Origin of the sequence: Novosphingobium sp. 18050 (assembly GCF_902706195.1) — a bacterium.
In the GTDB taxonomy this organism is placed as follows: domain Bacteria; phylum Pseudomonadota; class Alphaproteobacteria; order Sphingomonadales; family Sphingomonadaceae; genus Novosphingobium.
This window is the reverse complement of record NZ_CACSJO010000028.1, coordinates 47,688-60,047: the sequence shown is the minus strand read 5'-3', so window position 1 is coordinate 60,047 and position 12,360 is coordinate 47,688. Positions and strand designations below refer to the sequence as shown.

The following is a 12,360-nucleotide window of genomic DNA, read 5'->3' as shown; positions in this document are numbered from 1 at the left end:
CTGCGCCCAAAGCGAGAAAGGAGAAGCCCGCATCTTGAACCTGCCGGTCAACGGCAGCACATAACTCATACCCACCCGGGTCAATTCTCAATGGTAATCCCGGGTCACATCTCAGTGGCAATCAACACGCTACCCGTCCATCGCTGCCTAGCCCACGCCATATCACTGGCGACTACTGTGATTTGCGCTTCCTGCCTGCGCTGCGGAGAAGCCGCAGCCGACTCCGGATGATGTGTTGTGCACGGGATGCGTAACCGGATGAGCCGCTTCAGGTAACGCCCGATTTTCGTTCGTTCGATGCTCCGGAAGAGCCGGCGTCACTACAAAGTTTCCCGGAACGGGAGATACGCTTCTGCGTGATACGGGGAGGAGGTTCTGAAGTGCACTTGCAGCGCAAAACGTGTCCCTCACGATGCGAAGCGCGAATATCTTCGTGGCGCAGTTGAATGACACCGGGCAGCCCCGACGGCCGCAACGTTACAACGGGCAGCGCTTCACCCTGCAGAGTTCCACCAACAGCATGAACCTGTCGTGGCGCGCCGACAAGCTTGGCCTTCCCAACACGACAGTCACCGCCGGCGTCGTGGCCTTTGCTTCCAGCCTGCGCCTGAACGCGCCCAATACTATCCGGTTACGAACGCTCTCCGTGCATCAAAGGCCGTTCGTCGGCAAATTGGAGATCAAAGCGGGCTACCTATCCAACGTCTACGAATATGTCGGCCTTTTCACCAGTGGTGGCCCGGTTCTGGCGGCGGGCCTCGGCGGTTTGATCCCCATCCAAGCTGGCCTCAGCGGCGATCCGGTCGCAGCGCCGGGAGTGAACGTGACTATTCACGGACAGCGGGGGCTGTACGCGAAGGCGGGCATTCAGCGCAGCGTATCGCCTTTTGGCAGACCGTTCGAGATTGAGGCCACTCCAGGTGGTTTCCAATTCGGCGCACCGGGTGCGGGCGTTTTTGAAGATTGCCGAAGTCGGCATTCTGCGACCCGCTGGCCCGCAAAATCGTCAGATGTGGGTGCGGGCAGGAGCGCTCCACAATGCTTCTCGTTTCACCCGTTTCGACGGCCGCGGCACTTCGTCGAACAAAGTCATTTACGGCGCCGCTGATCTGCAGGTCTTCAAGGCAGATTCACAACGTCCGGCGGCCGGAATTTACGCTGGCGCCAGTGCGTCTGGGGCATCTCCTCTGTGAACGCTTTCACTCAGAGCTATGAGGCCCGGGTATATACTTTTGGCGGAGCCACTCAGCGCAAGACGGCTGCACTATCCGGCCCGGCTGCTTTTAAGAGGATTGACCGAGGAGCGGTACGGCTCAAATGGGCGCGTAGCCGACCAGCAACTGTCTAACTTGCGATTGACCGGTTCCGGCGAATCTGGCCTACTTGCGGCCGCACCGGCACGGCGTAAGCATGCTCATAATCCGTGGTCCGCCTTAACCGCCAGAAGACCCACGACTTACGCCGGGAGCCCTAAATCTCCAGTTCAATCAATGCTCGCATTCATCATTGATGATACAGATATCGCGCACTTTAGATCAAATAAATTCCTTACCGTCTAGCAATCAGCAATGAATAGATTGGAAAAATCAACATCACAGATCATTACGCATCAATGTACCCCAAACATGATCATATGTGATGTGATTTTTCTCGATTTCATGTGATATATATTTTGAAATAAATTTTTTTGAAAATAGTTGCTCCCGATGTTCGCATCCTGCCGCCCCAGCCAGCATTTTAGATGAGTCGTGGAACGTCGAGATTGACCAAGCTCCCGTAGCCCGAGAACATCTTTGATGGCAGCAGTCGACTTGCAAGGCTATCAATCCGACCTGTCCATCCGCAAATCTTGGCCATTGCGATCTGCGATCGGGAAGAATTCGCGCAGCAACTGCTGCTCTCCGGTCGTCAGGTACGGGTTCCAAACGTCGAAGATCAGGATCGCACGGGGTTTGTCCGAGCGGTTCCACGCTTCATGCTCGATCGTGTCGTCGAACGCCCACGCTTCGCCCGTCCGCCAGATGCGCGTTTCTCCGCCAACGCGAAAGGCGCATCCATCTGGGACAATGAGTGGCAGGTGGACAATCGTGCGCATATTGCTCACCCCCGTATGCGCTGGCAGATGCGTGCCCGGCTGCAGTAGCGAGAAGAATACCGTTGGTGCGCGGCCCGGTACACGCGCCAGGGGCAACGCCTCCACCAGAGCAGCGGTCTGCGGACAGCGAGCGCAGGCGTCGTCATTGCGCTGGCCATTGCGCCAAAGATGGAATGCGCTCCAGTCCGGCCGGTGGTCGAGTGGTGACCATTTATTGGCGGGTGTGCCGGGCGCCATCGCCACATAAGGCTGAAAGCCGCTCGTTTGCGTGTTGAGCAGCGCCTCAAGCTCACTCCGTATCCCACCGGTCGCCTGCTCGATCTTCCCGAACCATGGAAAGTGGCCCCGCTCGAAGAACTCGTCAGCCGGCAGGAACGGAATATGCAGGCCGGCGCAGATATTGGGGTATATTTGCCGTCGCCCAAGCAGATGGTCGATGCCGGCGTCGACACGCCGCCGATCCGCCGGCGATTGCTCTGCACGCATGGCCGCCAGTCCGGTGTCGACGGCTTCGGCGAAATCAGCCTGCTGGCGCGTGACGTAATCGCGAGCATGGGCAAACAGCGTCTCGAGCGCCGGCGAGCGTTCGTCGATCAGCGGCGCCATTGCCAATACACCGCTCCACCGCTCGGTCGCACGTGCCGGTTCTCCGGTTCGTTCGAACAGTTCAGCCAAGCGGACCGTGGCCATGAAATGGCGCTGGTCACAGGCCAGCGCGCCATCCAGCGCCGCCTTCTCACCCGCTGTATCGTCTTGCCGGCGGTGTGCCGTGGCGAGATTCATCCAAAGATTGACCGCCTTCGGATCGACGGCGATTGCGCGCCGGAACAGGTCAGCCGCTTCACCGTAGACGCCGGCGGCAAGCGCGTTCATGCCAAGCGCATTCAACGCAGTCGGCTGCTCGCCTGCCCGCGCCAGCACATCGCGATAGAGATGTGCTGCCTGGTCGTTCCGGCCATTCCGCTGGGCGTCAGCGGCAATATGCAACGCGCGCCGAATCTCGATCTCATTCATGGTCGCAGCTATACCCAGCAACCGTGGCTGGACAAACAGCCGAGAGCCTGCAAATCTTGGTGCGATGTCCGACGGCTTAACTTGACTTTCCCCCCTCAGCCCGCCTCCATCGCGGACGCCGAGTGGCTCGCACATCGGTACGATCCGGGGCACGACGCTGTGCATTTCATGGCCGTGCCGCGCGCGGTTCACCGCACGGCGTCTTTCCTGACCGACGAATTCATTCCCGCTGGGCTCACGCCGCTGGTCATCCGCCGCAGTGATGCCCTGGCGATGGCACCCCCGCCTGCACCGATCCATTTCGTGTTCCATTCGGCTTATTGCTGCTCGACCCTGATTGCCCGTGCCTTCGACCGGCCGGGCTGGGCAATGGGGCTCAAGGAGCCGGTCATTTTCAACGACATCGTGGGTTGGCGCCGACGCGGCGGCCAGGGCCCTGACATGGCGAGCGTGCTGGACGGCGTCCTCACCTTGCTGGCGCGCCCGTTCTCACCGGGTGAGGCGGTGGTCGTGAAGCCATCGAATATCGCAAATGGCATGGCGGCTGCGATGCTGGCGCTGCGCCCACAGTCTCGCGCGGTGCTGCTTCACGCGCCGTTACGGACTTATCTTGCCTCGATCGCCAAGAAGGGGCTCGACGGCCGGCTGTGGGTGCGCACCCTGCTGCTGGGTCTGCTGGACGATAGACTGGTCGACCTTGGGTTCACCGCGCGCGATCATCTCGAACAGAGCGACCTCCAGGTCGCGGCAGTCGGGTGGCTGGCGCAGCACGCACTGTTTACCGGGCTGGTCGAACGTTTCGGGCCGCATCGCGTCCGCACGCTGAGCAGCGCCGCCCTGATGGGCGACCCAGCCGCCGCGATGAAGCAGCTTGCCGCACTGTTCGGGCTCCCGCTCGATGCAGCAGAACTGGGCGAGATCCTTGCCGGCCCTGCCTTTAGCCGCCACTCCAAGTTCGATACTCCCTTCGCCGCCGCCGATCGCGTTGCCGAGCATCACGCCGCCGAGCATATCCACGCCGAGGAGATCGACAAGGTAGTGCGCTGGACCGAAGTTGTGGCGCAGACCGCCCGGATCGACATGCGCCTCCCAGCCCCCCTGCTCGACGAGGCGCCGCGATAGCCATGGACCCTGCCACCGCTCTTCACGCCGGGATTTCCGCGCTGCAGCGAGGGGATGCGCAAGCGGCGCGAGCGGCATTCGACGCCATCGACGCGGCGGGGCGCGGTACGCACCAGATGCGACTGCTGCTGGCACAAGCCTGTACGATACTTGGGGATGGTCCGGCAGCTCATCGCGCGCTGGACGCCGTTCTCGCTGCAGAGCCAACAAATCTCTACGCGCTGATCATGCGGGGTGATCTGCTGGCCGGCCGCGGCGATGCACGCGCGGCGGTCAGTTGGTATCAGGCGGCATTGAAGCAGGCGCCGCGCGCGAGACGGCTCCCCGCCGACCTGCTTGCCATGCTGCGCCGGGCCGAAACGGCGGTCGCTCGTTCAGGGTCGGTGTTCGAAACACACCTTGACCAGCATATGCGGGAAGATGGCATCGTGCCATCCACGGCTGGACCACGCTTCACCGAGGCGCTTGAAATCCTCGCCGGGCGCGCTGAAGTGCAACTGCAACAACCGACCAGCTTCTATTACCCAGGCCTGCCGCAACGCGCATTCTTCGAGCGCGACGAGTTCGCATGGGCTCCTGCGCTTGAGGGCAAGGCAACGGCGATCCGCACGGAATTGGAGGCGGTTATCGCCGACAAAGGGGCGCTGACGCCTTACGTGACCGCCGAGGAGAACCGCCCTGCCAAGCGTCATCCGCTGCTGGCAGATCCGCGGTGGAGCGCGCTCCACCTCTATCGCAATGGTTCACCAGTATCCGAGAACGTCGCCCGATTTCCGGCGACGATTGCCGCACTGGACGGATTACCAATCCCGCATATTGCCGGCCGCTCGCCGATGGTACTCTTCTCGGCGCTGCGGCCCGGCACGCATATTCCGCCGCATCACGGCATGCTCAATACGCGGCTGATCTGCCATTTACCGCTAATCGTGCCGGCGGGCTGCTCGCTGCGGGTCGGAAATCACAAGCGCGCGGTCGAGCAAGGCCGCATGATGATATTCGACGACACGATAGAACATGAAGCCTGGAACGAGAGCGATGGTTTACGTGTCGTCCTGCTGTTCGAAATCTGGCACCCGGAGTTGGGCGCAGATGAACGCGCCGCGCTGACATCCCTCTATCAGGCCATCGGCGCCTATGGTGCGACGGGCGAGGATCAGGTCAGCGCATGACGCCAGCCCATCAATCAGCAGGAGCCGGTGCTTCCCTGATTGGCGCAGGAATTGACACCGTTGGCCACTGATCGCGCCGCATCGCGTTCTCTTTCCCAGTCGCGCTTCGTCTTGCAAGTGCGATACGTGCTGACGAGCGAGCCGGTCGCAGCGAAGCGCTTGCAGATCATCTTCTCACCGTTGTCGGACGATTTCTCGTGCTCATCGGCTTTCGGGGGTTCGGCAGCGCTAACGACCGCGGCGCTGGTCAAAAACAGGACGGCCGCGACTACTGATCGCATCATGAAAGTATTCCCTACAAAGTACCGCAGAAGATAATACAGGTCGTTACGAGGGTAAAGACAGGACGGTATTCGGAGTTATATGCGCAAGAACTCTTCAGCATCTTTCTCTGCCAGCAGGCGAGCCAAAGCCCACGCGGCGATCGAAAACGCCCTTGCCGCCGGCGACATTGCGCGCGCGGCCGAACTTGCCGAAGCGGCCTTGGCCAAGAACGAAACGAATGCGTTGTTTCTGAATCTGGCCGCATGGCGGCGCGAGGAAGCTGGTGATTATCTGGGCGCGCACCGCCTGCTGCAACAGGCGCTCGCGCTTGCACCGGGCGATGTGATGGTGCTCGGCGGGATCGGCGCGGTGCTGCGCAAGGAAGGAAGGTTGGAGAAGGCTCTCGCTGTCCTCAATCACGTCGTTGCCGCCGAACCGCGCCATGCTGCGGCTTGGCTGGAGCGTGGATACACACTCGATTCGATGCGCGAAGAGGCAGCGGCACGCGATAGCTACCTGCGCGCGCTGGCGATCGACCCACAGCTTGCTCCTGCTCTGGGAAGGCTGGCGGACGCTGCTGCCAAACGCGGCGAAGCGGTTGATGCGCGCGAACTCGCCCGTCGTGCACTCGCACTGCAACCTCACGATCATGCGGCGACTTGTGCGCTGGCAACTCTTGCCATTGAGGCTGGCGACGGTGCCGGGGCCGAACACAGGCTGGCTGCACTTCTAGGCACCGAAATCCGAGGCGATGACCGAACCCGGGCGTTGACCTTGATGGGCGACGCGCTCGACCGGCAAGGAAAAACCGAGCAGGCTTTCGTCAGCTACGCGCAAGCCCAGGACAATTTCCGATCGGTCTATGCGCCGATATTGGGCCCTGCCCCGGACCGCCGCTCACATCGAACCTATATCGAGACGATCATGGCTCAGGTCGAGGCCGCGCCAAAAACCAAACTTCCGTCCGTACTCCCCCCGACTCCCGGCCAGGCAGCGACCCACGTCTTTTTGCTGGGCTATCCCAGATCGGGCACTACTCTGGTCGAGAATGTGCTGGCGAGCGCGCCCGGGGTTATCGCGCTGGAGGAACGTGACACGCTGGCGGACACCGACGATGTGCTTGTCATGAACGACGGCACCATGCCCAATCTCGATGCCCTGGATCCGTCGCAAGTCGCGGCGTTGCGGGCAGCTTACTGGCGCCGCGTGACGGACTACGGCGGTGATGTTGTAGGCAAGCATTTTGTCGATATGAATCCGCTCGGCGGCATCAAGTTGCCTATTATTGCCCGGTTGTTTCCCGAGGCACGTATCCTCGTGATGCGCCGCGATCCACGCGACATCGTGCTGAGTTGCTTCCGGATCAACTTCACCCCGAGTCCGGCCGCATGGGCATTCAGCGATCTCACTGAAGCGGCAAGCCACTATGCTGCGCTCATGCAGTTAACCGAGCGGTGTCGCGAGCGTCTGCCCCTCGCCTTCCACGAAGTCCGGTACGACCGACTGGTTGCCGATTTCGAGAACACGGTACGCGCCATGGCGGCGTTCGTCGGGCTGGAATGGACCGAGGCGTTCAGGCGCTTCGACCGTACCGCGCAGGCTCGCGGTGTCCAGACAGCAAGCGTGACGCAAGTCCGGCGCGGTTTATATGATGGCCGCGGCCAATGGCACCGCTATGCCGCGCAACTGGCACCGGCCCTGCCGATCCTGGCTCCCTGGGTGGAAAAGTTTGGCTTCGAACCCTGAAGCCACAGCCGCCGGCCTCACACGAAAAAAAGGGGCAGGCCGAAGCCCACCCCTTTTTCAGACCATTTCTAAGCGTTTGCTCAGAACTTCAGGCGAGCGCCCACCGCAAAACGGCGACCCAGGGTGTCATACGTCGACGGATAAGTGTTGCCGCTGTTGAACGTGGTCGAGCCCACGGTGCCACCAACAATTGGCGGCTGCTTGTCGAACATGTTCATCATCGTGAGCGTCAGGTCGAAGTTGTCGCTAACGCCAAAACGGGCGGCCAAGTCGAAATAGTCGTAAGCCTTGATCCGTCCGAAGTTTACGTCCTTGCCCGCAAGCGAACCATCTTCAAGCGTGCCCTCAAACGTCGTCACGCCATCCTCGACCTTCATCTTGCTGATGTGGCGCCACATCAGCGAAACGTCGACCTCGCCAAAGGTCAGCGTCGTGCGCTGGTTCCAGGTAAACTTCGGTTGCAGCGAACCGGCGCTCGAGCTCGGCCCCGCCGAACCCGGAGAACCGCAGTTCTGTCCGTAAAGGCCTACACAGCTCCGCACGTCTGAAACCGGCGTCGCCTGGAACTCGGACTTGTGAGTCCAGTTGCCCAGGAAGCTGAAGCTCAGCTTTGCGAAGCCAAGGTCACGGCGATAGTTGATGCCAAGATCGATGCCGTCGGTCTTGATCCGGCCCAGGTTGCTTGGGAGAATGAACAGGCCGGGCGTGGTCGCCGGGTCACCGTCCAGAGCGCCCGAATCCGGATTGCGTCGGATTTGCGTGCAAAGTGGATTGGTCGCACTGTCGGCGGTAATGCCGCTGCCCTCGGCGTCGCCGAAGCAAAGATTGTACGCATCGCCTGCCGTCGGCTGCGAAATAGCATCGACGATCTTGATATTATAGTAATCGACCGTGATCGACAGTTGCGGCACGACGCTGGGCTGGAACACTACACCAAGCGTATACGAGTCAGACTTCTCCGGGCGCAAGTTGATGTTGCCGCCGCCGGTGAAGTTGGCCTGAGCCGCCGTCGGAGTCTCGATGTTACCAATCTGCGCCGCCGTCGCGCCCTGGGCGAGACAGACCGCCCTCAGGTTGGCATTCGTCAGCGGAGCCGAGCCAGCGCAGGCATCGTAAGACAGATTGGTGAGCGCGGTCGAAACCGGGGCGAACAACTCGTTGATGTTCGGCGCGCGAACCGCACGCTGATAGGTGCCGCGCAGCTTCAGGCCATCGGTCGGTTCCCAGGTTGCCGCGCCCTTGTAAGTCCAGGTTTCGTAGCTGGGCGATCCCGCTGCCTTCACCTTGTAGGAAGAATAGCGCAGGCCACCCTCAAGCGTCAGGCTCCTGAAGAAGGGCCGATCGGTGATGAGCGGTGCAATCACCTCGCCATAGGCCTCATAGACCTCATAGCCACCGGTGAAGGTCGGGGAAGCGCCACCGGAGCCGCCGAGTTCGCCAGGTGTCTGCGACAGAATGTCAGAATCCTGCGAAGCCTTATACTTGCGGAACTCGCCGCCGAGCGCGAAGCCGATCGGATCTTCGGCAAAGGGGGAGGAGACGCCGATATCGCCCGAAAGCAGTGCGCGAGCCTGCGCCAGCGATGCCCGGTTTGTCGACGTGCTGTCCGCGGTCAGATAACTGACCTGGTTCGCGTTGATCGAACCCTCGGGGCCAAACAGGTTGATCGGAACGCAGCCCGAACCGGCATTGATCGCAGCGCCGCCCGGCGCCCCACCAAGGCAAGTCGCGGTGTTCGTCGCAAACGCCGCTGACACGGCCCTTGATGCGAGTACATAGTTGCGGATCGTCTGCTGGTTCTCGGACTCACCGTAGCCGCCTGACACATCGAGGTCGATCGAATCGGTGATGCCCACCTTGATCCCGGCGCGATAGTCGAAGATCTGGGTAGTGTAATCGGAGACGCGAGGACCGACTTCAGTAGTTCGACGGTTCGTGGCTGCCGTGAAGTACCGGAAGTTGGGGTCGTTGATATCCGTCGCCGTCGCCGCCGCGTCGCACTGCGCCGTCGTCAGCTGTGCCTGGCGCACACCCGCCGCGTTGAACGTGGCATTGTTGGCGCAGAACGTAGCCCGCGCCGCAGCGGGCAGGTACGGATTCGAGAACGGGATCGCCAGGCTGGTTCCGAAAATGCCCGATGGAGCGATGATCGTGCTGACAGTGTTCTTGGAGAACAAGCCGCGCGTGTAGATCTCGACGTTATCGGCGACCTCGTAGTGGCCGGCGCCGTACATATTGAACCGTTTGAACGGTGTCTGGAATACGTTGTACGGGTTGAAGTTGAACGGCGTTACTGCGCCAAGTGCGCCCGTAGTCGGATTGATCTGGCGGTTGCCCGAGACAAAGCCCGGGTTGCCCTCACCAGCTAGCCCGCCAATCGTGAAACGGCTCGGCACGGTCGTCCCCGAGCCGCCGACACCGCCAGATGTCGAAGTATAGTTGTTGTTCGAAAACTTGCGGTCCGACTGATAAACGGGGTCCGAATGCTGGTAACCAACCGAAAAGACGACGTTGCCTTTACCATCGTCGAAGTTGCTACCGATGGTGATGTCGATACGGTTATTCTCACCGTCGCCCTGTTCGGTAATCTGCTCAGACGCGTTCACCTCGATACCCGAAAAATCGGACCGCGTGATGAAGTTGATGACGCCCGAGACCGCGTCTGCGCCATAAGTGGTCGCAGCACCGCCGGTCAGCGTATCGACGCGTTCGATCAGCGCGAGGGGGATGTTGTTGAGATCGACGCGGCCGACAGCGCTGGAAGGAACGATGCGGTTGCCGTCCAGCAGGATGACGTTGCGGAAGTTGCCGAGGCCGCGAAGATCCGCATACGATGCACCGCCGTTGCCGTTGTTGACGGCCGAGCCGATGCTGGCAACGGCGCCAGGTAGATCGCGCAGGATTTGTTCGGCATTGTTGACCTGGCGAAGGCTGATCTCTTCCTGACCAATCACTGATACCGGACTTGACGATTTCAGGTTCGGATTACGGATCAGAGTACCGGTGACGACGATGGTATTCGTGTTGTCCTCGGCGGCGGGTGGAGCCTCGGGAGCCTCGGCCTGCGCAAATGCGGGATTGGCAGCTAAAGCGGCGCTGAGCAGCAATGTCGAGCTTAACAGGCGCGTACGATACGGAATGAACATGAACGTGTCCCCTGTAGTAATCCAAATGCCCCGGAACATGCACCTTGCGGCGGCTTATCTCGGCCGTGCTATGGCTTATGGGGTGAGGCTAATTCGCTTTTGCCGCGCCGCAACCAGCATCGCAAAAATTTTGAAATATACTTGTAACATGTCGCAAATTAATCACAGTTCGACGAACTTCTTGATCGTCCGGCAAGTAAACTATAACCGTTTGCAGGGCTTGATGTTGCCAACGTCTTGGCGAGATGCAGTTTCAAATTTTTAATTGATGGGGTTCGGATGAAGGGGCACGCGATCGCAGCATCATTGATGGTTCTCTGCTGTACTGGCGAAGCAGAGGCAGAATCGGTTACGGGGCCTGTCGTCCTGGAGGCCTTCGCACATTGCCGCACACTCACGGCGGCACAGGCCCGCGCCGATTGCTTCGATGCGGCAGCGCGCGATCTCGAAGCGGCGGTGAAGAACAAAGAAGTCACGATCGTCAGCCGACAGGATGTGCGAACGGCTCGGCGCTCGCTGTTCGGCTTCACCTTGCCGCGCATCGGGCTTTTCGACGGTGATCAGGGCGATTCAAATAGTGCGCGCGTGGCCGAGCAGAGTGATTTTAAGGAAATAGAAACGACGATCACCTCCGTCCGCGGCACCGCCAATGGACGCGTCGAACTGCGGGTAGCCGAAGGCGATGCGCTGTGGACTACGACCGACCCAATGCCGTTTCCCCCAAAGGCAGGCAACAAGGTCCGCATCCGAAAGGGGACGATGGGTAATTATTTTATCGCGGTCGAGGGGCTGCGGTCGGTACGCGGCATGCGGCTGCGCTGAACCAAAAGTTCAGCCAAGGCACGCAATCATCGAAGGAGATCCGCGTCTGCCAGTTTACCCAAAGTAGACGAGGCATCCGGCCCGTGTCGCTCGATCCATGTCTGGGCGGCGGCCATGTCTTCCTCGAGCGACGAGCGAAGTTCCTCGCGCCGCCGAATCCGGTCGGTATTGTCGAACGACAGCGACGGATTCTTGGAATAAGTCGCGAATAACGGCCCGTCCGCCACCGCCATGACAGTCGCAGTGTCCATCGGAACCGAAAAATGCGCGGCAGCGGCGGCCAGCACTGCCGGCGGATCGGCAAAAAACCGTTCGGCATTCAGACTTCGGCCGTTGGGAAGGGCAGCAAGTGCATTTGCGTAAGCGCGGATCTGCGCCAACCATAGTGCCGCTGCGCACTCACCAATTCCCAATCCGGTAAGGTCGCCGAGATATCCTCCAAGCTGATGCGTCACGCGGCCCACCCAGGCGCGATGATCGGCGCTGCGCAGGATCGCCAGGAGATAATCGCGCAAGTCCAGATACAGGAAAATTGCCGGCGCGCCTGGATCGAGCGCCACCAGCTGCGGCAGAATGAAATTCACCGGCACGTTCGCCTTGACGATCGTCGGTGCCTCTGGCCGATAGCGTTTCCCCAGCATGGCCGCGACCAGAGCCAGGCGCCTCTGGTCAGGCGCAAGCGCCAGTTGGCGCAAGGCCAGCGGCTCGCGCAGGATCAGGTTGGTGGCTGGTTGGTCGAGAGCGCGGGCGAGCAGGGTCGACCCGCAATGAGCCACATGAAATACCCATCCCGTTCGGGAAGCGCGCGCCACGGTGTCTTGGAACGTCGCGAGCGGCACCCGCAGCGCACCCTCCCCTTCCGGCGAGATCCGACCATCCAGAAAGATGGAGCGGTGATAGGCAGCGCGGCTCATCGGCACGAACACTGCGACCTCGCCCTCGAACGAATGAAGATAATGATCCGGGGAGGCGAGGAGATCGG

The 12,360-nt window shown here is 61.0% G+C and carries 9 protein-coding genes; 5 read left to right on the top strand and 4 right to left on the bottom strand.

What is annotated here, in order from left to right:
• Positions 1 to 400: 400 nt before the first annotated feature.
• The gene (locus tag GVL61_RS20585; RefSeq protein WP_159982526.1) at positions 401 to 1,108 is read left to right on the top strand and encodes a hypothetical protein; all 708 of its coding nucleotides are present in this window, start codon (positions 401 to 403) and stop codon (positions 1,106 to 1,108) included.
• Positions 1,109 to 1,822: 714 nt separating this feature from the next.
• On the opposite strand, the gene GVL61_RS20580 is transcribed toward GVL61_RS20585, so the two are convergent.
• Positions 1,823 to 3,109: an aspartyl/asparaginyl beta-hydroxylase domain-containing protein gene (locus GVL61_RS20580; RefSeq protein WP_200844886.1), complete on the bottom strand. Its 1,287-nt coding sequence runs from the start codon at positions 3,107 to 3,109 to the stop codon at positions 1,823 to 1,825.
• Between the two features lie 81 nt (positions 3,110 to 3,190).
• On the opposite strand from GVL61_RS20580, the gene GVL61_RS20575 reads away from it, so the two are divergent.
• On the top strand, positions 3,191 to 4,231 hold the full coding sequence (locus GVL61_RS20575) for a hypothetical protein (protein ID WP_159982525.1): 1,041 nt from the start codon (positions 3,191 to 3,193) through the stop codon (positions 4,229 to 4,231).
• A 2-nt stretch (positions 4,232 to 4,233) separates the two neighbouring features.
• Entirely contained in the window at positions 4,234 to 5,400 is a 1,167-nt protein-coding gene (locus GVL61_RS20570) for an aspartyl/asparaginyl beta-hydroxylase domain-containing protein (RefSeq protein ID WP_159982524.1), read from the top strand.
• Between the two features lie 14 nt (positions 5,401 to 5,414).
• On the opposite strand, the gene GVL61_RS20565 is transcribed toward GVL61_RS20570, so the two are convergent.
• Positions 5,415 to 5,684, bottom strand: coding sequence for a hypothetical protein (locus GVL61_RS20565; RefSeq protein WP_159982523.1), 270 nt, complete (start codon positions 5,682 to 5,684; stop codon positions 5,415 to 5,417).
• A 79-nt stretch (positions 5,685 to 5,763) separates the two neighbouring features.
• Between GVL61_RS20565 and GVL61_RS20560 the strand changes: the two genes are divergently transcribed.
• Positions 5,764 to 7,410, top strand: coding sequence for a tetratricopeptide repeat-containing sulfotransferase family protein (locus tag GVL61_RS20560; RefSeq protein ID WP_159982522.1), 1,647 nt, complete (start codon positions 5,764 to 5,766; stop codon positions 7,408 to 7,410).
• A gap of 80 nt (positions 7,411 to 7,490) precedes the next feature.
• Here the strand turns inward: GVL61_RS20560 and GVL61_RS20555 are convergent, their stop codons facing one another.
• Positions 7,491 to 10,556 (bottom strand): TonB-dependent receptor, encoded by a 3,066-nt coding sequence (locus GVL61_RS20555; protein ID WP_159982521.1) that lies wholly within the window; start codon positions 10,554 to 10,556, stop codon positions 7,491 to 7,493.
• 279 nt (positions 10,557 to 10,835) lie between these two features.
• On the opposite strand from GVL61_RS20555, the gene GVL61_RS20550 reads away from it, so the two are divergent.
• Positions 10,836 to 11,378: a hypothetical protein gene (locus tag GVL61_RS20550; RefSeq protein WP_159982520.1), complete on the top strand. Its 543-nt coding sequence runs from the start codon at positions 10,836 to 10,838 to the stop codon at positions 11,376 to 11,378.
• A gap of 26 nt (positions 11,379 to 11,404) precedes the next feature.
• Here GVL61_RS20550 and GVL61_RS20545 read toward each other — a convergent pair whose 3' ends face one another.
• Positions 11,405 to 12,304, bottom strand: coding sequence for a hypothetical protein (locus GVL61_RS20545; protein ID WP_159982519.1), 900 nt, complete (start codon positions 12,302 to 12,304; stop codon positions 11,405 to 11,407).
• Positions 12,305 to 12,360 lie beyond the last annotated feature (56 nt).

Bases quoted from the DNA above. Each gene is read 5' to 3' on its own strand.
- GVL61_RS20555 (WP_159982521.1), bottom strand. From the start codon at position 10,556: ATGTTCATTCCGTATCGTACGCGCCTGTTAAGCTCGACATTGCTGCTC.
- GVL61_RS20560 (WP_159982522.1), top strand. From the start codon at position 5,764: ATGCGCAAGAACTCTTCAGCATCTTTCTCTGCCAGCAGGCGAGCCAAA.
- GVL61_RS20550 (WP_159982520.1), top strand. From the start codon at position 10,836: ATGAAGGGGCACGCGATCGCAGCATCATTGATGGTTCTCTGCTGTACT.
- GVL61_RS20565 (WP_159982523.1), bottom strand. From the start codon at position 5,684: ATGATGCGATCAGTAGTCGCGGCCGTCCTGTTTTTGACCAGCGCCGCG.
- GVL61_RS20580 (WP_200844886.1), bottom strand. From the start codon at position 3,109: ATGAATGAGATCGAGATTCGGCGCGCGTTGCATATTGCCGCTGACGCC.
- GVL61_RS20570 (WP_159982524.1), top strand. From the start codon at position 4,234: ATGGACCCTGCCACCGCTCTTCACGCCGGGATTTCCGCGCTGCAGCGA.